We start from the raw sequence: 22,353 nt of genomic DNA, 5'->3' as shown, positions 1-22,353 counted from the left end.
GCTGAAGTTAAATCAGGCTTGAACCTTGGCTGAATTTTTTGAATCTGCTTTCATGTATGCTTCTATTTCTCTCCTAGGCCATCAATGGCCTAGGGATCCATCACCACTGATCAGAAATAATTTATAGATTCGCCCTGGGATTCGCCCTTGGTGAATCTGCTGATCAGCTTCTGATAAAGTCAAGGAGAGACAAGTTGGTCACTCTTAAATAGACAGAGTTCAGAAGCTATGGCGACTAAAAAAGTATTGGTAACTGGGGCAACGGGACAAACCGGCTCGATTGTGGTGCACAAACTCCGCGAACGTGCCGATGAATTCGACGTGGTTGGCTTGGTCCGTTCTGAAGTGAAAGCGCAGAAAAAGCTGGGCTCTTTGGACGGTGTGGTGGTAGGAGATATTACTGATCGGGCCAGTATTGATTCTGCGATCGCAGATTGTGATGCCTTGGTAATCTTATCTAGTGCTGCACCTGTGATGAAAGGTCCGCCCCAGCCCGGACAAAGGCCCGAATTTGAATTTCCGCAAGGGGGCTACCCTGAAGACGTTGACTATAACGGCCATAAAAACGTGATTGATGCGGCGGCAGCTGCCGGTGTAAAGCATATTGTCATTGTCGGTTCGATGGGGGGAACTGATGAAAATCACTATCTCAATACCCTGGGTAATGGCAATATCCTGATTTGGAAGCGAAAAACTGAACAATATCTGATTGATTCAGGCATCCCCTACACCATTGTCCGAGCCGGTGGACTCATTGATGAGCGGGGAAGTCACCGCGAAATTATTGTCGGTAAAGACGATTCATTCTTTATCCCAGATTGCAATATGCCCCATAAGCTTCCCCGGGCAGATGTAGCTGAAGTGGTGGTTAAGGCTTTGCTAGAGCCCAACGCCCAGAATAAAGCCTTTGATGTCGTCACCCGAGAGGAAGGTGAAGCGCCCCCCACCTCAGATTTTGCAGCTCTTTTTGCCCAAACCACACCGGGCTTATAAGCTGAAATTTCTCTAGCTTGTATCTCCACCTAAGATGCACCTTGGGTGGAGAGCTTTTTTGGGTCTTGCGTACTGATTGAGTTGGGTTGATTTGTGGAGTCAAGTTCCCGGCTTTCCAGATAGAAGGTAGATGAGCCGTGCTGTACCCACTAGGAAAGCCTCTATTCTTAAGCAATCGAGCTTAAAATACTTCTATACAAGGACCTTGGGGATCTTTGATGCCATAGAAATGCTACTCTAGCACCCAAAGACTTGAACCCGTTCTAGGAGATTATTCATGGCATATTGTCTTGATTTTGGTTTAAAGAATTTTCTTGTCCTTTTATCTTCTACAAACGTTGGTTTGGGACACTTTAATCCTTTTGATTTTGTATTGATACTATCGTTGCTGGGGTTATTGGGGTTTCTAGTCGTCGTAGGACGTTAATGAGAGCTTGTGCCTTCTGAGAGGCGGTTATCTTATGCTTGAGAAGTTTTTGGTAGCAGACTCTCAGAAAGTCAAACGAAATTACTCCGGTTTCTCTTCACTTATTTTGGGTGGTTTGTGTAGAGCTAAAGATGTTCATGGGAGTTGATCAAAAATTCCCAGGGTCTGTTGAAGATGCTTTATATCAGGTCTTTTGACGTTGGGCAGCGTATTTGTGCCTCAATCGTAGAACTAACCATAAGCCGAGACCATAGCCCAGAATTGCGGCTAAACATCCCATGACAAAACAGCCCGTAAACCAAGTTGCGATAAAACCGGGTCCTAAGGCCAGGAGTTCTTGCCAGTTCAGCTTTTGGAGCTGATTGAACTCAAATCTCTTGGCTTGTAGAAGCCATTGCCCTACCTGAAAATTAAAGGCAAATAGAGGCAGATAGGTAAAGGGATTACTAATCCAAGTTGCGGCGGCGGCAGTTAACTTATTGCCTCGGACACAGGCAGCTAAAAAGATGCCAAATAAGATTTGGAACCCAAAAATGGGGAACATGCCAGCAAAAGCACCAACGGAGAGTCCCCGTGCGATCGCATTTGGGCTTCCCTGTAACCGTATAAACCGCAAATAGATATAACGCCCTCGCCGTTTCCAAGTTATTCTCTTGCGATGAGATGTTGTGCCCCGGAAGAAGCGTTTTGGATTAAGGCGTTGATGGGGCTGATGCATACGGTATTGTGGCCGCACAAAAATATTGATCAAGGGCTATTCTCTCTCAGCCCAATATAACCAACCCATGAAGCTTTGAGTACTAGGCTGAAGTAGATCTCAATGCTAATGGCACTTGCTCTAGGCCTAAGTTGTGGACAGAACCGACCGTTTGCAAGGTTGCCTGTCTTGCCCCTTTTTTGTGGTTTAACTTGATAAATAGGTAGCTAGAAGGTCGATGAAGAAGTCGCTCAGACCATTCAATGGCAACAATTCCAGGTGGTACTTCAACTCCTTGCCAGTAGGTTTCCAGATAGAGTTCATCCACTTGTTGCGGGGTAAGGCGGTAAAGGTCTAGATGGTAAAGGGGGACTCGTCCGTCATGGTACTCATTAATTAATGTGAAAGTAGGACTGACGATCGCATCAGAGATACCGAGTCCCTTCCCCAAACCCTGAATCAGGGATGTCTTACCAGTTCCCAAATCACCTTCTAGCAATAAGATATTTCCCGCAGGTAATATTTGGCCCAAGACTTTCCCTAATCGTTGGGTCATTTCTAGGTTTTCTAGGAATAGAGCGATTTCAGTCACGAGGGGGATAGCAATCAGGTTTGCTAATAAACAGTTAAGGCTTGACCGTTGTCGTTTTCAGAAAGTCTAAGGATAAATGGGACTGCTTTTTGTGCCCATGCAGTAGGAGAGGGATAACTGTGAGCTTGTTGACCAAAACAAGTTTCCAGCATTTCAGTATGAATGATGCCAGGGTTCAAGGCAATTGTGGCGATACCGGGGGGAACCTCTTGGGCTAAAGCCTGGTTAAGACCTTCAATAGCCCATTTAGAAGCGCAATAGGGGGCCACCCCAGGGGAGGTTGAACGTCCCCAGCCAGAACTGAAATTCACGATTATTCCTTGACCGTTTGTTTTCATGCTGGGGAGAAAACTACGAATGACGTTGATGGTGCCTTTGACATTGACATCCAATACATCGCTAATTTCTTGTTCAGGTACTTCCCATAAAGGGGCCACTTCATTGATTAACCCTGCATTGTTAATGATAATATCTGGTGCTTCCCAGGCCTCAATGATCTGGTCTGCCCAAGCCTGGACTTGTTGAGATTGAGCGATATCTACCACCGTAAACGTGTGAGGAGCCGCATATAGCTGAGTTAGGTGATCGATAGCGGTTGATGTCCGACCGCAGCCCCATACGGTCTGCCCTGCTTGAATAAACCCTAAGGCCAAGGCCTCGCCTAGCCCCTGGGTGACCCCGGTAATCACAATCTTATGATTCATGAATCAGTTCTAAGGCGATAGTGGCCGCAGAAGCAACATGAGGATGATCGTCTTTAGCTAAGTATTTGAGAGCCGAGATGCTTTGGGGGCTGGGAAGGTTTCCCAAGGCGGTGGCGAGATACTGCCGAACCATCCAGTCTTCAGACTGTACAAAGGGAAGAAGGGTCTCAAGGGCATCGAAGGCTTTAATTTCTCCGAGGGCTGCGATCGCAGCTTGTTGCACAATCACTTCCGAATGCTCCAGGGCATGTAATAGAACTGCATAAGCACTTGGATCCTTTAGGTTTCCTAAGGAAACAGCGGCACTAAAGCACACTAACCATTCCGTATCTTCAAGGAAGACTCTGGAAAGAGCTTGGACAATATTTTGATCGCCTACATATCCCAAAGCCCCGGCTGCTCCAGCTCTGATTTCATAATTCGGATCGTCCAAAAGCTGTATCAATAAAGAGACTGATTCGGCTGAGGGATGACTGGCCAGAGAGCGAATTGCCATTGAGCGGACTGGTAAGGAGTCGTCAAACAGCATTAGTTTAATCAGAGGGAAGGCTTCGGTCGTGGGGAGGTTCCGCAAGGCAACCAATGCCAAAAGGCGATCGCAGTTATCATCACTCTTGAGTTTTGAAGTTAGCTCTTGCAGTCGAGGGTGAGCCATAGGCCTTGTCCGTAGCTACACAAATTTTAGAGGAAAAGGGCAATTAGATGCCCTCAGTAGAGTATGGCGATGGGGCTAGAACTGGAAAATGGAACACAAAATTTGATTTTACTGTTCCAGCCAGGATCAACAAAAGATGCTCATGATGATATGTACTAGGTGTGTTAGCCCATATGGATGATGCTCATCCTGGCACTTTTATCATCTAGAGTCCGACTCAAGTTTTGAGTAGATGAGAATATTCACATTACGCCTGGTGTTATCTGGATCTTGAATCCTGAACGATATAACGATGTGAGTGCGCTTCTGGTGCGGGCTACCTTTAAGTTCTAGTTGAGATTGAACACCTTAGTTCTGTCACCAGTAACCCGTGGTCAAGTTTGCTGGTGAACTCTTTCACCCTCAAGGCCAGTCGAAATATTTTAGACTCTGCAATCTGGAGCTACGTTTCTTAACCTAACCTTTGTTGTGTCAGGCTTTTTTCGGATGGTATTGATTGCTGGGGAAGATCTTGGTCCACCCTCAGGGATGTGATATCGGAATATCTGATGAATAGTTGTTTATTGATAATAATTATCTAAAATAAAATCTCCCAAGATTTCGAAAAGATACGTATCATATGGGGTGGTTGTCCTGGTTGCAATCATTAGAGGTGTAACCAAGATTGCCTCAGAATTAGCGATTTTGTTGGTTCTTAATATTATGTGTGAGGAGAATTCTTTTATGTCGACTATTTGGCGTAAACTCGGGTTTTTTAACCCTGCTTTAGTTGGATTAGCTTTGTTAGTTCCCACTACTGCGATCGCAACCGAGTCTTTAGAACTCACTGAAGAAGTCGTTCCTGAAATTTCTGCAGTTGAGACAATTGAGACTGATGCTCTAGAAGAGACTGAGCCCCTAGTATTAGCTGATGCTGATGTGCCTACAACATCAGTTTCAGAGCTGATGAACGAGACTCAAGACGACGACTTAGCTCAGGTCACTTCTGTTTCTCAATTGTCTGATGTCCAGCCTGATGATTGGGCTTTCCAAGCCATTCAATCCTTAGTTGAGCGGTATGGTTGCGTCGCCGGTTATCCCAATGGAACCTTCCGCCCCAGTCGAGCCATGTCCCGCCGAGAAGCGGCTGCTCTAGTCAATGCCTGTTTAGATAACCTCAGCAATAGATTTGCTACTAAAGAGGATCTAGACGCTCTCAAAGCATTGCAAGATGAGTTTGCTGCTGAACTTGCGACCCTACGTGGACGAGTGGATGGTTTAGAAGCTCGTGTGGCCACCGTCGAATCCCAGCAGTTTTCCACCACTACCAAACTCAAGGGTGAAGTCGTATTTGGTTCTGCCTTCGTATTTGATGGAAATAATGATCCATTAGACAGCATCAATGGGGTTGATACTGATTTAGGTAACACCCAAAGTGGTGGTGTGGATGTTGCAGACCGTTTCTTCTTCGGTCATCGAACTCGACTGAACTTTGATACCAGTTTCAGTGGTACAGATCGGCTTCGTGTTCGTCTAGAAGCAGCTGATATTCCTGAGTTGGATGAATTTGGTTCTGCAGGTACAAGCTTGGCCAGATTCGGTTTTGATGAGAATGATCCTGCTGGAAATACGGTCATCCTAGACGAGCTGAACTATCGATTTAAGCCAGTCGAAGATTTAACGCTTAAAGTTGCAATTTTGGGTGGTGACTACAAGGACGACGTCGAAACCTTTAACCCCTTCTTGAAGAGTAGTGGTAGTGGTGCATTATCTCGCTTCTTCCGCTTCAATCCATTAACACAGCGGGGGCCAGGAGGAACGACCCTAAGTGCCGTCTATGATGTCAGCGAAAAGGTCAATCTCTCTGTTGTCTATGCAGCTGATGATGCCCAGTTTGCCACTACAGCTGGTAATGGTGCTAACAATGGTTTATTTGATTTTGAAAATGGCACCTATGGGGTATTTGCCCAGATTGGCTTTAATCCAACCGATGATATTGGTATTGGTGTCCAATATTCTCGTAACGAGTACACAGCGGGTAATGTTGACATCACCTCCGATACTGGAGATGCACCGACTACATCACTGGCACCTATAAATGGAGGTTTTGGTGATACTTCGGATCCTTTTAATGGACTGGAAACTATTACTGATAACTTTGGCCTTTCATTTAATGCCAGAGTCGTAGATGGGTTCCATGTAGCCGGTTGGGGTGGTCTCACTTTAGCCCGTACTCCTGACATTGCAAATTCTCGAATTACGTTGCTCAACTGGGCCGCTAACCTCGTCTTCCCTGACTTGCTCCTAGAAGGTAGCAGAGGATCACTCTCGTTTGGTCAGCAGCCTTACATTATTGATGGAGGTACATTGGGGATTGATGATGGAACTTCTTCCAACTTTACTGCTGAGGCACAGTACCAGTTCAAGGTTAATGACAACATCAAGATCTCTCCTGGATTGATTGTCGTTTTCAATGCAAACAACACCTCTTCGAATGACCCCATCTTTATTCCAGTTATTCGAACCACATTCAAGTTCTAACTTAGGAACTTAGGTCAACCTTAAGCCCCAAGTTCTGAACAAAGAACTTGGGGCTTAGACGTTAGATTCGTGAAGAATTGGAATAAGAGCAAACGTATATCTTTAAAAATGCGAATAACACCCAGAATCTTTCGCTTAAAGACTTCCTTGCATCAATAAAGGGCATTTGGAGACTGGGGCACTCCAGGAAATTAATCCTTGAATCCCATCTCCCATTTCTACATTTAAGGATGCTTAGCGATAGAATTGGGTGTCATTCTTATTTGACGAGACAGATGTTTGTATCAACAGCTCATTAACCTCTTTTATGGATTTGAATTTGGCTGTTTGATCTGCCAGGAAAGCATATCTGCTTCACCTCAGAGTATAGGTGTTTATGTATTAGTGGCGGGGCTTTTGCAAGGTAAATTTATTTCCGCGAAGCATCCACTATAACGAGTATTAACTTCAGTGAAAAATAGTGCGGACTATCGAATATAAAGGTTGCACTCACTCAATTAAGAGGTCTGGCAAAATTCTAGTTGGCTGAAATAAGTGCCGAACTGTCAGCCTTATGGCATGATCATCTCGGTTTGATACTTTTTTCCTTGTGAAAATAAAGTAATTAAGTCAATAGCCAGGTCTTGCAGGAGTCTCAAGGTAAGGATTCAAAATACGGAATGATCATCGAAAGCATTGGAATTGGTATTGTTGCAGCCTTTCTCATCGCATGGGGGGGCTTAGAGTGGACTCATCGTCGTCGCCAGGGGAATGCCTTACAAGCCTTACCAGGAAATTGGCAGTTTGAAAGTCGTGAGCCCCAGCATTATCGATTAGTCGGAAAGCAAACCTTTTTTAATCCCACCCATAAGCTGGAAGTCATGATCCCTGAGTTATCAGTGGATGTGACCCTGCTTTCGAAGGGCAGTCTAGATGAGATTCACCATAAGATTAAGATTTTACCGCAGCATCCAGATGCTGAGCCTCGAGAAGATGGTTATTGGTTTGCTTATATCGTCAAATCTCGATACGAGACCTCTGCAGAAATTACCCTGGATATTACGGGTCCTGACTTAACTCAACTCAAAGCAGTTTGGGTGCGAGTCAACTATATTTCCTATGGCCCGAAAGGCCGTATCCATAATACCCACCATGAAGTGGTTCCCCTTCGCTTCCCCGACCCCCAAGAACCTTTGCAGTGGCGTTCTGTTGCGGATGGTCAAGTCTTACCGGTCCCCACTCACTTGTTAACTCAACTGGATACCTGTCCCGATATTGTCCGTCGCTATGTCAGTCCCCATGCCCAGCCCGGTGATATCGTCACCATTGGCGAGACTCCCGTAGCGATTATGCAAGGCCGTATCTTCCATCCCAGCACCATTAAGCCTGGATGGGTGGCGACACGATTGGCTTACTTCTTCTTACCGACTTCCAGTTTAGCGACCGCCTGTGGCTTGCAAACTCTGGTCAATATTGAAGGGCCAGTGCGAGTCTTTTTAGCGTTTTTTGTGGGTGCGATCGCAAAGGTATTTGGTCAAGCAGGGGTCTTTTATCGCCTGGCAGGGGAACAAGCCCGACTGATTGATGATGTGACTGGGACCCTCCCGCCCTTTGATCAATTCATTGTTTTAGGTCCAGACGATCCTCAGAAAGTGGTCAACCAAATCCAAGCAGAAACAGGGTTAGCTGCAGCCATTGTTGATGTAAATGACCTGAAGCGGGTGAAAATCCTGTCAGCAACCAAAGGGGCTCCCTTATCTCTGATTGAAGAGGCACTGAGGAGTAATCCTGCGGGTAATGCGGATGAACAAACTCCGGTTGTCTTGATTCGTCCCAATCAGTCTTAGGGAATTACTTTTTTGCTCAGAGATTTTCCCTTGACAAAAGTCTGACAATTTGTTGTCTCTATCCCCGTTTTGGAGAGAGATCCGATACCATAGAGTCAGATAAATACTTCAAATTTCCTTCTTCGAGCTAATTTTTATACCTTGTTATGTCTCTTAAGGAGTAAATTAGCAAGCTGGTTTCGGTTGATACATCCATACACTCTCTCAGGACTATTAGTTCGGCAAGCTTAGCAACTCGTATGACGACAGTAGCTCCAAAGTTAGAACCCATCATTCGTCCCGTCCAGTACCGCGATCTTGAAGCGATCAAGCGGTTATTGGTGGATGATTATGATCAGTCCAGCATTGGCACCTTCTACGGACATGAGCGGCAGTTACTGCAGCTCCAGCGCTGGTCTGAATTATTGAAGTTGTTGAGGCTGTTTCCCAATCGACTATCTGATCAACAACGAACCTATGTCTGGGAACAAACTCATAAGTTGGCTGGGGTGGTTCAGGTTTCGCCCTTTAACCATTCCCGGAGCACCTGGCGGTTTGATCAAGTTAGTGTAACCCCTGCTGTTGGTCAGCAAGATGTGGGGACGCAATTATTACGCTACTGCCTAGAAAATATCTGGGAGGCTCGCACCTGGTTGACCGAGATTGATGTCAGCCAATCGGCAGCCCTAGCCCTATATCGTCATAATGGTTTTCAGCCCTTAGCGCACATTACTTATTGGTCCCTAGCGCCAGAGCAGTTGAGTCGCCTCGCTGAGCGGGAACCCGTACTGCCCAATCTTTTACCCGTCAATAATGCTGATGCTTCTTTGCTGTATCAGCTAGATACGGCATCCATGCCTCCGCTGGTCCGCCAAGTCTTTGATCGGCATATTCAAGACTTCAAATCGAGTTTGGTGGACTCTTTGTTGTCTGGGATTCAGCTTTGGGGAGATACCAAAGAATTGGTGCAAGCCTATGTCTTTGAGCCCCAACGCAAGGCTGCCATTGGTTATTTTGAAATGAAGCTGTGCCGTAATGCATCCCACCCCCATGAAGCTCGACTCACGGTGCACCCTGCCTATACTTGGCTATATCCAGAGCTGCTAGCCCATATGGCCCAGCTTACACAGGCCTATCCTTCAGCCCCATTGTGCTTAGACTCAACGGATTATCAACCCGAGCGCGAAGAATATCTAAAGCAAATTGGGGCTGAAGATTTGGAGCAAACATTGATGATGTCTCGTTCGGTTTGGCATAAATTACGAGAATCTCGCTCTATTTCTTTTGAAACCCTGCAGCTTTCAGATATGTTGCAAGGATTGCAGCCTAACCATAATCCAGTTCCTGGCCGCATGACCTATTGGTTGACTCGGACGCCTTCTGTAAAGAAGCGTCTTCGCCCAGGGGCTAAAAAGAGTCAGAAAAGTCAGTCCTCCTCCAAGCGAAACCATCGCGCCTGGCCGTCAGAATTTTAAGCTGTATGCAGCGAATATCCGCATTAGGGCTAGATCTAGGGCATCGCCGGATTGGCGTTGCCGGTTGCGATGGTACGGGTTTAATTGCCACTGGATTAACCACGATTCGACGCACTTCTTTTGCCAAGGATATTGAATTGCTGCGGCAAATTGTGACAGAACGCCAGGTCAAAACATTGGTGGTTGGTTTGCCTTATACGATGAATGGTGACGTAGGGACTCAAGCCCAAAGAACACAGAAATTAGCTAAGCGGATAGCTAAAGCCCTCGATTTGCCTTTGGATTTTATAGATGAGCGTTTAACGTCCCATGAGGCTGAGTCCATGATGCGAGAACAGCGTATCAATCCAGCAGAGCAAAGGGGCATGATTGACCGTAAGGCAGCCGCTTTGATTCTGCAACGCTGGCTGGATCAAAAACCATGGATATCTTCGACCTAGCCTAGGTTCCATTATTTCGTTTTTTCGTTTAATTTTCTCGCCCATTAAGTCCATTACCCCCTAAACTGAAGCCTATGGGTCCCGATGGTGGGCCAGTAATCTGGGGAGTAGAGGTAAAATACCCATGGAAATGGACCGTTCCACGGTAACGTTGATGGATGAATCAGGACGTTCCTTGACCTGCTATGTCGAGGTGTCTGTTCCAATTGATCAGGAAGAATATGCTCTTTTAAACCCCGTCGATTACCCAGTAGATATTTTTGGTTGGGTCGTTAGCGATGAAGATGATGAGATTATTCAGCCTGTAGAAGAGCAAGAGCTTGCTAACATATTCCCCACTGCCCAAGCTGTGTTGGCAGAACAGAATTTAAAATTAAAGCGAAGTGCTCTGTCTTTAACTGTAGAAGGTGATCTGCCTGATATTGATGAAGAAGAAATTCTAGTATTGGAAATGGAAGAGGGAGATGAGGTTTCTGAGCAAGAAGAGTATCAGCTATTAGCGACTTTTTTTGAGAAGGAACAAGAGTATTCGATCTATACTCCTATCGATCCAGTGCTGTTTGTTGTTAGACTGCGTGAGAACATGCAGCCGGAGCTGCTTTCTCCCAAAGAGTTTCAAGCTTTACAACCTAAGCTTCAACCTCTTTTGGAGGAACGTCTAATGGACGATTTAGACTAACTGCTGACTTGATAGACGACGTCTGTTTTTGACTGTGAACAAAAAGAAATCATTTCCTTTCCGCAAATTGGCTATAACCTCGGTCGTTGCCCTTGTTGCTATAGCAGGTGGAGTTGGAGGGGGAGGCTGGTATTGGTGGCAATCTGCGATCGCACCAGTTGAGATCAGTACCCAAACCCCTGAGGATATACTTCAGGTCCAAATTCCAGAAGGTGCATCTGCTAACGAAATTGGTCAGATTTTAGAAGAGGCAGGGCTCATTCGCTCTATTACCGCCTGGAAGGTCTGGACTCGGTGGCAAGGGGTGTGGGAATCTTCCGGTGGATTCCATGCGGGAACCTACCAGCTTTCCCCCCAAGCTTCTATGGCAGATATTGCCCAAACGATTTGGTCTGGAAAGGTCCAGCAGATTAGCTTTACGGTGCCAGAAGGCTGGTCCCAAAAGCAGATGGCTAACTATTTTGAAGAGTTAGGCTGGTTTTCGGCTCAAGAGTTTTTAGATGCAACCAACAATATCCCGCGCGAACGCTACCCTTGGTTACCGGAAGACATTCCCTTTCTAGAGGGATATCTCTTTCCCGATACCTACCAAATCTCAATTGATCAACGCACCCCTGATGCCGTAATTGGTGTGATGTTGAATCATTTCGAAGGGTCTGCCTTACCGGTCTATCAGAACCGCACTGGCTATACCGATTTAAGCTTAGAGGATTGGGTCACTTTGGCCAGTATTGTGGAAAAGGAGTCGGTGGTTGCTGAAGAGAGAGCTCGAATTGCTGGCGTTTTTTGGAATCGATTGCGAGACAATATCACCCTGGGTTCTGATCCGACGGTTGAGTATGGTTTAGGTATTACTCAAACCCCTGATCAACCCCTCACTTATGCTCAAGTCGAAACCCCCTCTCCTTACAACACATACATCAATGCTGGATTAACCCCAACGCCTATTGCGAGTCCGGGACTTGCCAGTCTTAAAGCCACTGTTTCTCCAGAAGAAACAGAGTTTCTCTATTTTGTTGCTCGGTATGATGGGACCCATGTGTTTAGCCGGACTTTGACAGAGCACTTACGAGCCCAAGCCAGAATCCGTGATCAACAAGATGCCAAGCAAAACTCCACTAATCTTTAGTTCGTCTTACTGATATAGCCCGATGTCTCCAGCTTCTTCCTGGATTTCTCTTTTACAACCAGATCTACTGCTTCAAGATTCTATTCTCCAATTGACTCCTTCTCTATTGGACCAACATCAGCTTAAAGGGTTGGTATTGGATGTTGATGATACCGTTGTGTCTTCTAGAGCTGCCGATGTATCTCCTGAAATATTGACATGGTTAGCTGAAATAAAAGCAGAGGTTCCCATTTGGTTGGTCAGCAACAACTTGAAACGTTCGCGCATTGAAAGAATTGCAGTGGGTCTTGACTTGCCCTATATCTATGGGGCTGGTAAACCATCTCGTCGAAAATTGCGTCAGGCAGTGACCGCAATGGATTTGCCCTATGAGAACGTGGCAATGGTTGGGGGACCGGCTATTTACCGATGTTCTTGCTGGAAATCGTCTGGGTGTTTTTACAATTTTGGTAGAGCCAGTAGGGCACGGAAGCACACTGCGCAAAAATTGAACTGTGGATCTACCAAAATTTGAAACGGATATTGGATTAAATATCCATTTTTTTAAGGATGATTACGAAAAAGTTATGGAAAGTAAGAATATAAAATAAATATTATAGAAATCGAGAAATAAGGAAATATTTGTCAATATATAAACATAAATTATTGGAGCCAGCCGAATAAAGGCTCTAAAAATAACTTTTAAATACCTTAGCAAATGGCGGTCTTCTGTTTCAGAAGACCGCCATTTGCTTTGTTTAACCTTGGACCTAGAAATGCTGAACTAGATGGTGTGGACGCACTGTAGGTTGAAGAGGTGACTTATCCTAGGCAGATTTGGATGAAGTTTTTGGCATAAAAGTTTAGCCCTAACAACTTTAGGGAACGATGTGAAGATAAGGTGCTATGTATACTGCAAGCTTATAAGCACAATATGCTTTTATGGGCAATAGTTATGGCATGAATTGAAATAAAAAAACATAAATGCTTGAAATTTTGTTACATTGCAGTTATGCACTCAAGAGTGAGTTGCGTTATGACTAGTCGGGCACATTGAGTACCTGATTTGACAATCCTCACTTTTTTTTCAGACTCCTACCCCCATTAATCCCATGAAATCTTCTCTGACTTTGGTTGATGTTGAGCAAACCCCTCCACATTTGTCAGATACACCATTGACGACTGCTGACATTGCTAGCAAGGGTCAAACATTGCCTGCGGGTGGCGATGATCCCAACCGCTTTGATTGGCAAGAAGTTTGGTATCCCATTGCCTACGTTAGTGACCTAGATAAGGACAAACTCACTACCTTCACCTTGTTAGAACGAGATTTGGTGATTTGGTGGGATCATAATGCCGATACTTGGCGCGTTTTTGCAGATCAATGCCCACACCGATTGGCTCGATTGTCTGAAGGCCGGATCGATGAAGATGGGTTGATTGAATGTCCCTATCACGGCTGGGCTTTTTCGGGTACGGGTGATTGTGAACGGATACCTCAACAGGTAAGTGGACGCTCTGCAGAAAGTTCTCCCAGAGCCTGTGTGGACTCTTTTCCGATTAGTATTCAACAAGGTTTGTTATTCACCTACGCTGGGCAGCCAGAACGAGCTGCTTCAACGCCTGTCCCCATTGTGGATGCACTTGACGAGTCCCCTGAAGACTGGATTATTCTCAATGGATTTCGCGATCTGCCCTACGATGTCCTCACGCTGCTCGAAAATGTTTTAGATCCTAGCCACTTGCCCTACACTCACCACCGCTCAGTCGGAAACCGCAGCAATGCGGGGCCGGTTGAGCTGGAAGTCATGGAATCAGGGAAACAAGGATTTTCAGGAGTGTGGGAAGAAGGTCCTCGCCAAGGAAAATTGGGAACTCAAACTACAACGTTTGTGGCTCCTGGTTTGATGTGGCATGACTTGACGTCTAGTCAGTTTGGTCGCACGTTGACAGTTGTTTATGCCACACCAGTGCGTAAAGGTGAGTGTCGTATTTTTGCTCGATTCCCGTTTCAATTCTCATCTAAGGTGCCTGCTTGGATGATTAGTCATACCCCGACTTGGTTTTCTCATCTGGGGCAGAATGCCATCTTAGAAGATGACCAAATCTTTTTGCACTTTCAAGAGCGATATTTAGAGCGTACTAGAGACAGTAAGTCGATTGCTCAAGCCTTTTATCTGCCAACGCGAGCGGATCGGTTTGTGCTGGCTTTGCATCAATGGCAAGAACGATTCCATGCCAATCCTTTCCCAGGCCAAAGTCTGCCACCGGAGCAGACTCGCGATCAGCTGCTCGATCGGTACTATTCCCATACGGTTAACTGTGCCAGCTGTTCTCAAGCCTTGAAAAATGTCAAACGACTGCGGAAGGCGATGGTGGGGCTAGCCCTCATTGCTTGGACCCTTACCCCACTTCTTGTCTTTGGCTTTGGTATATTCTCGATTAAGCTATCCATTGCAGTGACAGCGCTGATTTTCTCTTCGGCTGTTGCCTGGTTGAGTTTAGGACAGTTGGAAAAAAGATTTTACAAAGGTCGGTCTATCCCCCCTCGAAACCACCCAGAAAAAAAAGGTCGTTAGGGTTTTAGCACCGAGAAGGCGAGGTTGGCATCGACTACCACAATAGGTGTACACCCACGCCAACGGTCGGTTCGTCTTGGTCACGGACCCTAAGCTGGTTCCAGGGTGATGTACCTACTCTGTTGGTGGCGTACAAATCAAAAATGAGTTGTTTGCTGCCGGGTGTAAATCCAAACAGGGTTGAGGAATCATACCGGAACCCGACGTTCCAAGGAATAGCATCCCCCAAGGTGTTATTGAGGAAGGCGTTGCCTCGGCCGGCAAAACTAGCCCCGACTTCGGCAATGAACTTTAGATTGTCAACGACTTCGTAGGAACCGCCAAAATTAAAGCCGCCGACCGCAATGTCTCTATCCTGGACGTAACTAAAAGTAGGGGTCACCCATAAATTTAAGCGGTCACTTGCTTGATAATGAACGGGCAACGAGACGCTATAGATCAGATTATTGCCGGCATTGTTATCTGTTCCTTGGAAGATCGTGGGAACTGCTTTATCCAGGCCCCGTTGCCGGAACTCGTTTCGGTTATTGGTGGCATAGTTGATAAAGGTTTCACCGGTGAGACCCACGTTTACGGCTGCGCTAATGGTTAAGGGCTTGCCTTTTGCTTGGTCTAGGAATCGGTACTTTAGACCAAAACCCTGCTCGGACTCGTCAACCACACCGAAGGAGTAGTCTAGATAGCCTATCGCTTCGAGATCTCCCAAAATGCCATACCTTACCGTGCTTTGAATACCTTGGGGTCCACCATTAAGACTCACTAGGACTCTGCCTTTGGGCACAGTTCCTCCATCAATAATGCCAATACCATCTGTGGTGAGGGTTGCTGCTTGGCTCGGATCATCCGCTCCTCCAATGCTGTTATCTGCCACTGCGGGTAGTTCTGTGGGAATCGGTGTTGCGGATGGAGTGGGTAATGATGGGGAACGAGTTGCGACTTCAGTCGGTGGTTGATAGCCGGATTTCGGTGGATTTAATACACGCCCATAGATTGGAGGTGGGGCTTGGGCGATGGGAGAAATAGGGCTAATGTCGGTGGACTCTGCTGGCGGATTGTATTGACTGGCCAAAGAGGATTGTGTTTCAGCAGGTGCTTGAGCGTTTGCGGTAATTTGTACATTTGCTCCCGCTAAGTTGGTGTTGTTGAGGCGAGCACCCGTTAAATTAACTTGATCTAAGTTGGCATTCGTTAGATTGGCATTTGTGAGGTCGGCACCACTTAGGTTAGCGCCGGATAAGTTGGCACCTGAGAGATCAGCACCTGATAGATTAGTGCCGGATAGATTGGCATTGATAAGAATGGCGTGATTCAGCTTGACATCCGACAGATCCAATCCAGATAGATCGGAGTTACTGAGGGTACAGGCTTGGCAAAATCCCTCATTGAGTAAAAATTGTACTGAGTCTAGTGCTTGGGCTGGTGCTTGCCAGCTACCGATAGTAAGTGCCAGCAAGGGGATGCTTCCCCACTCCAACAAACGCTTCATTCTGTTGACCCCCCCGTCACCAATGATTTAAACGTAGTATTTAGAAGTATTGACCAATTGATTCTAAAATTTACTGTGAAATCTAAATTTGTCAATTATATAAGGTCTGATAGCCAAAATGCTCACTATTTCTTGAAATATATTCCTTTTTCGCATAATATTTACCACCCTTGACTAGGCTAAATCGGTTGGCTTGAAATCGAGAGGTTCTATTTCAGCTTGGCAACTAGGGCAGCTCGATTAGAAACACCGACTTTTTTGTATAGTCGCTTCAGCGCTTGCTTGACCCCATCTGTACTGATGAATAAGCAACGGCTAATCTCCCGATTGGTGAACCCTTGGGCCACAAGATCGACAATTTCTGATTCTCGGTGGGTGAGTGCAAAAGGTTTCGTCGAAGTGTGATGAATAAAGCGAAGGGTCGTCAATTGGACGGCTAAATGCTGGCAAAAAGTGCTGATATGCAATAAATCGCGGGCTTGAAAGGAAGGATAGCCTGGGTGACGCAGGAAGTAGATGCCACCCAATAATCGTCCTCCGCCCAAAATTGGAGCTACGACTCCATGTTCTATCTGGTAGATCCTGAAAAGATCTTGAATCCTATTGGGGGACTGCTTTTGAGCAGAAAGGGAGCACATCTGCACTGGGATTTGTTGGCGAATCATTTTTTGGCTGGTGAGATCTTGATCTCGACCAATCCTTTGATAGCGATCGCAAAAAGATACGGGGAGCCCGACCAAATCTGAAGTCATGATTTGTTGGCGCTGATCGAGAAGATCTAAGCCCCAGGCTTGGGCTCTTGCACAATGCCCGGCTTTATCCATAAACTGCGATCGCAACTCAGATTCTGTTTTGGCAGAAACAATGCCATGGATTAAGGGCGTTAATCGCATATTTGTACCCATTTGGGGACTCGAAAGTCAGTGTAGATCTGGATAAGGTGGACCCATTCAAATCTATCTCAATCCTATGTTTCTCCCAATTTCCAGCATTTTTTTGAGTCTCAACGGCTTGCTAGCAGTGGTCTTATCCCTAATAGTTGTTTGGGAGCGAGCTGAAGCTAGACTTTGGCATGGTATGAGTCCAGAAGATATCGTCTATCAGCGTGACTACCTGGATGATCCAAATCTATGGGCAGCTTGGGTTGAGAAAATCTTGAAGGGATGGTTTTTGACTCCCAAACCTGACCAGGGACGTTTACAACGAAAGGTGCGAGCGTTTGGCAACTTCGTTGAATATACGCCGCTGGCGTTGCTATTTCTGATTGCTTTAGAACTTATGCAGGCTCCATCCCCTCTTATTTGGGGATTGGGGATGACCTACAGTGTGGGCCGAATGGCCCATGCCTATGGTGTGATTGTTATCTATGGTCCCTCCCCAGGGAGGGCCATAGGTTTCTTTTTGACTTTGCTGGTGTATGGGGTCGGTTCTATTGCTTGTCTAACCTTTGGAATCCGTTTTTACTGCAGTTAAGAGACTACGAGTCACATCCGTTGGCATCCGGGGACCAAGACTCGCAACGAGTTTGGCTGCAGCGACTGATCCGAGCTGTCCAGCTTCGGTGTAGCTCATGCCATTGGTAATGCCATAGAGAACGGCTCCGGCATACATATCTCCTGCTCCGACGGTATCGATAGCTTGTACCGGTGTCGGTGCAATCTCTAAGACCTGCTGGCCATCGTAAATCAATGAGCCTTGAGGCCCCCGAGTGATGGCAAAACAAGTTGCCAGGGTCTTCATATGTTCAATGGCTGCAGACATATCTTCCGTCTCGGCCATTTTGAGGGCTTCGCTTTCGTTGGCAAAGATTAAATCTAAGCCGGAGCCAATCATCTCCAAAAGACCGTCTTTGAAAAAGCTGACCATGTTGAAGTCAGAGAGGGTCAGGGACACTTTTTGACCTGCCGCTTTAGCCATATCTCTCGCCTTAATCGCGGCCGCTTTTGCGTCGGGTGAGGTGACCAGATAGCCTTCGATATAGGTGTAGGCGGAGTTTGCGATCGCATCCGGCAACAGTTCAGCTTCAGAAAAGCGTCCTGAGATCCCCAAAAAGGTATTCATGGTTCGATCTGCATCCGGGGTAACGAACACCAAGCACTTGCCGGTGACGCCAGCCTCTGGTTGGTGCTGCTGCAGGTTGGTAGCCACGCCACAACGGATTAAATCATCTAGATAAAACTGACCGGGTTCATCATTGGCAACTTTGCAAGAGTAGCAAGATTGCCCTCCAAACTGGCTAACGGCAATGAGGGTGTTGGCCGCCGATCCACCACATCCTCGCTTCAGAGAATAGTTGCTGAGATGGTCAATAATTCGCTGTTGATCAGCTTCTTCTAATAGGGTCATCACACCCTTGTCGACCCCAAGGTTCTGCAATACCTCTACAGAAACTTCGCATTCAATATCTACGAGGGCGTTGCCGAGACCGTAAACGTCGTATTTTGCCATCTGTCATCCTGTACTCATCAAATCGCTGATTCTTCAGCGGATCATGAACACTGTAATGCATTTGCAAGGATTAGAGAATCCAAAGGGTTGGGAAATAGGCGAACCCATTACTTTGGGATAAAAAACGCGCTCGGCAGGACTTGAACCTGCGACCAATTGCTTAGAAGGCAACTGCTCTATCCGCTGAGCTACGAGCGCTTATAACTCTAACTAGACTATGCTAACTATCTAACTTTGTCGATGCTAATTTGCCCACTCTTTCGGTAATAGGGAGTGAAATAGAGGTCCTAGGGCTTAGTTTTTGCCCATAATGCAATCCCTCCGCCCCGGCCCCGAGCGGCCAGAACCTTTTCATGGATGAGAAAATAAACAAAAAAGGCTTGGGTACGGACATGGCCATCCCAAAAAGTCTGTTCGCTTTCCTGGCCGCCGCGAATAAAACCTTGATAGATCGTTCGACCAAAAGCTTTAAATTCCATTCTCGTAAAGTCAAAGGCCATAATATTTTTTTTAGCCCAACAACGAGCAGGGCCAGTCAAGGACAAGCTCAGGCCTGCCCATTTCACCTGGTTAGCAATTTGACCGACGGTGTCTGACGTTTGTGGCCCGTAATTAGTTGGGTTGCCGGGGGAATAGACGATTGTCATCTTGACCCAGCGGGGGATGTAGAATCCGTTGCCAACCCTTTGATTTTGATGTTGATGGGGTTTCTTCCCGGTAACAAAGCAGAGTCGCCAGGTGCCCACAAATTGTTCGAATGTATGATCGGACTTGGGCTGAGCTATTTTCTCCCGTTGCAACAGCGACTCTAGTAATGACTGGGTAGGGATTTTGCGGGCAGATCCCATCAATGCAGCATAGGCTGCTTGAATACATTCCTGATCCAGGGTAGGAAGTTGCTTTTCTGTTACTCCAGACATTTCAAATGGCCCTAGCGATGGTGTTGATAAAACCCGTTATTGACCCGACACGAGAATAGTAAATCTTAGTCACACAAATCATAAACGGTAGTCTTATACTAAGAGGCAGTTTACAGGGGACTTGCAAGACCCTTGCCCTTATCTTCAAAGGTTTGCCGTGTCTAAGTTGTTGACAAAATTAAGTCTGAAGCTATGGTCAGACCCTCAGCAACAACAAGCCTTTATTCAAGCTTTGACGGACCCTAAACCTTATGGTCCTTGTATTGCCTGGGCCACAGAGCGACTGGATGAAGACTCGTTTCAGCGAGTTGATGCCCTCCCCTGGCAGCTCCCATTTGTAGATCGACTGGTGATTGGGGAGCGTCCAGGCAAGCATGATCTACACAACCAGGGAGCCTATTATTGCCTAGATTTTTCCTCTGCCTTTGCTGCAACGTCCCTCACTGCCATTAAGGAACAACCCAACGTCGTCCTCGATTTGTGTGCAGCCCCAGGAGGCAAAAGTCTTTTAGCTTGGCGATTGCTGCAGCCCCACTTACTCATTAGTAACGAAGTGATTGGTAAGCGCGTGGGGCTGCTCATTAGTAATTTGAAACGATGTCAAATCAATCCTGTGCGGGTGTTGAGTGCGGATCCATCCGTTTTGGCAGATGCTATCCCTGCCAGTGCTGATGTGGTGTTAGTCGATGCCCCTTGTACGGGGCAATCTTTACTGGCGAAAGGAGAGTCTGCGCCAGGTTGCTTTCATCCCGTTTCTATCAAACACAATGCGAAACGACAAAGACGAATCCTAGCTAATGCCTCTCGTTTAGTTGTTCCAGGAGGATATTTAGCCTATATGACCTGTGCTTTTTCTGAAGCAGAGAACGAGCGGGTCTGTCGTTGGTTTACTCGCCGCTTCCCGCACTTTGCACCTCAACCAGTTGACGCTTTGTTGGCCTTTCAGTCTCACTTAACGGAGATGCCTTGTTACCGGATATGGCCCCAGTCTGGTCTGGGGGCGGGTGCTTTCACAATGTTATTTCGCAGGACTCAAGAGACAGAGGCAATAATGCCTCAACCCTTGGATGCATGGTTAGATGAGAACGCTCGTTGGTCTTCTGAATAGAGAGTGTACCTGTGGATTTGGGGAGAGGTTTGCGATCTCAATGCAACAATTAATCCTCTAAATCTGTCCATTACCTATTCCTTGACTCCGCTAGGTTGCCAAGGTGGCCAGAGACGTGACTAGCAAGATGATACTGTCAATAAGTTGTGAGAGGTGGACTAGAGACAATCCTGAGCGTTTGGGTATCAAGCCTATGCAACAATGATTAACAAAGCTTCCCTAATAGATATTGCTCTATGTAAATTAGAGGCAATAACCTAAATCTTGATATTGATATTTTTACTTGCCCCCACTTTTTCGCTAGTACTAACTTATGAATGCTCCGTCAAAAACAAAAACGCAGACGTTTAACTTACTCAGCATTGGTCATCGGGGTGTGGGTAAAACCGTCTTTTTAGTGGGTAGCTATGCCGAACAAAAAGCGAATAGTGGGTCGCGAAAATCATCTACCTGGTTTGACTGCCAGGATACCCAGGTTCAACATAATCTGAACACATTGCTGGAATATATTGCCCAAACGGGTCAATACCCGCCAGCAACCATGAAAATGACTAATTTTGAATTTTCCGCGAAAACTCAAAACCTTTTTGGTGAGAAGGATCTCTGTCAGTTTCGCTGGTGGGATATCCCTGGAGAAATTTGCAATAACGACAACCCCAATTTTCAGAAAATGGTGATGGACTCCCATGGTTGTTGTGTCTTTATTGATACCTATACGCTGTTTAATAATTCTGCTTACAGCCAGACGCTTCAAGGCATTGTTAAACAGGTCGAAACCATCGCTTCTCTCGCTCGGCAAAGTGGTTTGACCTATGTCTTTGCTATTGTGCTGACCAAATGTGATCTTTTGGCAGAAAATCCCCAGAAATTACTAAAAAATAGAAGAAAATATTCGACCCTTAATGGCCCGTTTGGATGCCAATCAAATTCAATATCGCAGATTTTACTCTACGATTCCCATCGTTAAAAATGGAAAAATGTCGGTATTGCAGGCAAAAGGAGCCTCTGCGCCATTGCTCTGGTTGGCGACAGAGTTAAGTAAAATTCATCGCAAAGGCCGACCTCAGTCTTTGGCTAGTGGATTTAACCGTTTATTAGACAATAGTGCCCAGCCTTTATCTCTCTCTCGTCCCAGAGGAGGGGGGAGAGCTGCCTCTAATAAACAGCTTTGGGGAGTGGCAGCCATCGCTGGCCTTCTCGCCGTTGGCGTGGCGGTGGCGGTTGGATTTGGAACGGGCTTGCTCGGCAATTCCTCTCCTGAACAAGCGAACTTGACTCCTAATGAAAAGGTTCAACAATACCAGGAGATTTTGGAGCAGTCCCCGACTGATCCAGAAGCATTGCTGCAGCTCTCTCGGCTCTATTCGGATTTGACAGAATTTGATAAGGCTCTACCCCTTATGGAAAAGTTGGTGGACCAACAGCCGGAGAAGGCTGATTTTCTATTTGAACTAGCGGGGCTATATGCCCTGAATGGGAACAAGCAGAAGGAAGAAACGGTCTACGACAAAATCCTGAAGATAGATCCAAACAGCATTCTAGCTCTCACCAGCAAAGCTACATTGCGCGTTGAACAGGGGGATAATGCAGCTGCCAAAACCCTATTTTCTAAGGCTGAGGTTGCTGCGCCAACGGATTCGTTAAAGAAAGAAATCCGGAAGATGGCTGATAAGGCCCAGTCCAAACCTAACCCGTAATCTCACTTTAGGAAGACCCT

General features: G+C 46.4%; 20 protein-coding genes, 1 tRNA gene and 1 pseudogene. 13 read left to right on the top strand and 9 right to left on the bottom strand.

Annotation, left to right across the window (positions count from 1 at the left end; all coding sequences use genetic code 11):
• The first annotated feature begins 228 nt into the window (after positions 1–228).
• Complete coding sequence (locus HRE53_RS00270) at positions 229–993, top strand: SDR family oxidoreductase (protein WP_235108651.1); 765 nt, start codon at positions 229–231, stop codon at positions 991–993.
• 611 nt (positions 994–1,604) lie between these two features.
• Here HRE53_RS00270 and HRE53_RS00265 read toward each other — a convergent pair.
• The 4 genes from HRE53_RS00265 to HRE53_RS00250 are packed head-to-tail and all read right to left on the bottom strand — an operon-like array spanning position 1,605 to position 4,068.
• Positions 1,605–2,171, bottom strand: coding sequence for a DUF2062 domain-containing protein (locus HRE53_RS00265; RefSeq protein ID WP_235108650.1), 567 nt, complete (start codon positions 2,169–2,171; stop codon positions 1,605–1,607).
• A 49-nt stretch (positions 2,172–2,220) separates the two neighbouring features.
• Entirely contained in the window at positions 2,221–2,673 is a 453-nt protein-coding gene (gene tsaE, locus HRE53_RS00260; RefSeq protein ID WP_235111290.1) for a tRNA (adenosine(37)-N6)-threonylcarbamoyltransferase complex ATPase subunit type 1 TsaE, read from the bottom strand.
• A 59-nt stretch (positions 2,674–2,732) separates the two neighbouring features.
• Complete coding sequence (locus tag HRE53_RS00255; RefSeq protein ID WP_235108649.1) at positions 2,733–3,413, bottom strand: SDR family oxidoreductase; 681 nt, start codon at positions 3,411–3,413, stop codon at positions 2,733–2,735.
• Positions 3,403–4,068, bottom strand: coding sequence for a HEAT repeat domain-containing protein (locus HRE53_RS00250; RefSeq protein WP_235108648.1), 666 nt, complete (start codon positions 4,066–4,068; stop codon positions 3,403–3,405). The genes HRE53_RS00255 and HRE53_RS00250 overlap by 11 nt, the downstream gene beginning before the upstream one ends.
• Before the next feature lie 723 nt (positions 4,069–4,791).
• Here HRE53_RS00250 and HRE53_RS00245 point away from each other — a divergent pair.
• The 8 genes and pseudogenes from HRE53_RS00245 (at position 4,792) to HRE53_RS00210 (ending at position 14,674) form a co-directional block, all read left to right on the top strand.
• Positions 4,792–6,588: an iron uptake porin gene (locus tag HRE53_RS00245; RefSeq protein ID WP_212661690.1), complete on the top strand. Its 1,797-nt coding sequence runs from the start codon at positions 4,792–4,794 to the stop codon at positions 6,586–6,588.
• 659 nt (positions 6,589–7,247) lie between these two features.
• The gene (locus HRE53_RS00240) at positions 7,248–8,414 is read left to right on the top strand and encodes a coenzyme F420-0:L-glutamate ligase (RefSeq protein ID WP_235108647.1); all 1,167 of its coding nucleotides are present in this window, start codon (positions 7,248–7,250) and stop codon (positions 8,412–8,414) included.
• A 239-nt stretch (positions 8,415–8,653) separates the two neighbouring features.
• Positions 8,654–9,868, top strand: a complete 1,215-nt coding sequence (locus HRE53_RS00235) for a GNAT family N-acetyltransferase (RefSeq protein WP_235108646.1) — start codon at positions 8,654–8,656, stop codon at positions 9,866–9,868.
• Positions 9,869–9,873: 5 nt separating this feature from the next.
• Entirely contained in the window at positions 9,874–10,308 is a 435-nt protein-coding gene (gene ruvX, locus HRE53_RS00230) for a Holliday junction resolvase RuvX (RefSeq protein ID WP_212661687.1), read from the top strand.
• Between the two features lie 124 nt (positions 10,309–10,432).
• On the top strand, positions 10,433–10,987 hold the full coding sequence (locus tag HRE53_RS00225; RefSeq protein WP_212661686.1) for a DUF3727 domain-containing protein: 555 nt from the start codon (positions 10,433–10,435) through the stop codon (positions 10,985–10,987).
• Positions 10,988–11,015: 28 nt separating this feature from the next.
• Positions 11,016–12,116, top strand: a complete 1,101-nt coding sequence (mltG, locus tag HRE53_RS00220) for an endolytic transglycosylase MltG (RefSeq protein WP_212661685.1) — start codon at positions 11,016–11,018, stop codon at positions 12,114–12,116.
• A gap of 22 nt (positions 12,117–12,138) precedes the next feature.
• Positions 12,139–12,577 (top strand): annotated as a pseudogene (locus HRE53_RS00215) (YqeG family HAD IIIA-type phosphatase); the annotation flags it as partial.
• Between the two features lie 630 nt (positions 12,578–13,207).
• Entirely contained in the window at positions 13,208–14,674 is a 1,467-nt protein-coding gene (locus HRE53_RS00210) for a Rieske 2Fe-2S domain-containing protein (RefSeq protein ID WP_235108644.1), read from the top strand.
• Between the two features lie 34 nt (positions 14,675–14,708).
• Here the strand turns inward: HRE53_RS00210 and HRE53_RS00205 are convergent, their stop codons facing one another.
• Together HRE53_RS00205 and HRE53_RS00200 are read right to left on the bottom strand one after the other, a co-directional pair.
• The gene (locus HRE53_RS00205) at positions 14,709–16,160 is read right to left on the bottom strand and encodes a pentapeptide repeat-containing protein (protein ID WP_235108643.1); all 1,452 of its coding nucleotides are present in this window, start codon (positions 16,158–16,160) and stop codon (positions 14,709–14,711) included.
• 209 nt (positions 16,161–16,369) lie between these two features.
• Entirely contained in the window at positions 16,370–17,065 is a 696-nt protein-coding gene (locus tag HRE53_RS00200) for a helix-turn-helix transcriptional regulator (RefSeq protein WP_235108642.1), read from the bottom strand.
• A 64-nt stretch (positions 17,066–17,129) separates the two neighbouring features.
• Here HRE53_RS00200 and HRE53_RS00195 point away from each other — a divergent pair, with 64 nt between their 5' ends.
• A complete protein-coding gene (locus tag HRE53_RS00195; RefSeq protein WP_235108641.1) occupies positions 17,130–17,633 on the top strand; it encodes an MAPEG family protein in 504 nt (167 codons plus the stop codon).
• Here HRE53_RS00195 and HRE53_RS00190 read toward each other — a convergent pair.
• The 3 genes from HRE53_RS00190 to HRE53_RS00180 form a co-directional block, all read right to left on the bottom strand.
• Complete coding sequence (locus HRE53_RS00190; protein ID WP_235108640.1) at positions 17,601–18,608, bottom strand: adenosine kinase; 1,008 nt, start codon at positions 18,606–18,608, stop codon at positions 17,601–17,603. The genes HRE53_RS00195 and HRE53_RS00190 overlap by 33 nt on opposite strands.
• A 125-nt stretch (positions 18,609–18,733) precedes the next feature.
• Positions 18,734–18,806, bottom strand: a tRNA-Arg gene (locus tag HRE53_RS00185).
• A gap of 89 nt (positions 18,807–18,895) precedes the next feature.
• A complete protein-coding gene (locus HRE53_RS00180) occupies positions 18,896–19,528 on the bottom strand; it encodes a hypothetical protein (RefSeq protein WP_235108639.1) in 633 nt (210 codons plus the stop codon).
• A gap of 157 nt (positions 19,529–19,685) precedes the next feature.
• Here HRE53_RS00180 and HRE53_RS00175 point away from each other — a divergent pair, with 157 nt between their 5' ends.
• The 3 genes from HRE53_RS00175 (at position 19,686) to HRE53_RS00165 (ending at position 22,333) form a co-directional block, all read left to right on the top strand.
• Entirely contained in the window at positions 19,686–20,636 is a 951-nt protein-coding gene (locus HRE53_RS00175) for an RsmB/NOP family class I SAM-dependent RNA methyltransferase (RefSeq protein ID WP_235108638.1), read from the top strand.
• Between the two features lie 313 nt (positions 20,637–20,949).
• Positions 20,950–21,603, top strand: a complete 654-nt coding sequence (locus tag HRE53_RS00170; RefSeq protein WP_235108637.1) for a hypothetical protein — start codon at positions 20,950–20,952, stop codon at positions 21,601–21,603.
• The gene (locus HRE53_RS00165; RefSeq protein WP_235108636.1) at positions 21,539–22,333 is read left to right on the top strand and encodes a tetratricopeptide repeat protein; all 795 of its coding nucleotides are present in this window, start codon (positions 21,539–21,541) and stop codon (positions 22,331–22,333) included. The genes HRE53_RS00170 and HRE53_RS00165 overlap by 65 nt, the downstream gene beginning before the upstream one ends.
• Positions 22,334–22,353 lie beyond the last annotated feature (20 nt).

The organism is Acaryochloris sp. 'Moss Beach', assembly GCF_021497025.1.
Lineage (GTDB): Bacteria > Cyanobacteriota > Cyanobacteriia > Thermosynechococcales > Thermosynechococcaceae > Acaryochloris > Acaryochloris marina_A.
Note: the sequence above shows the minus strand (reverse complement) of the source record. Positions and strands in the feature narration are given on the sequence as shown.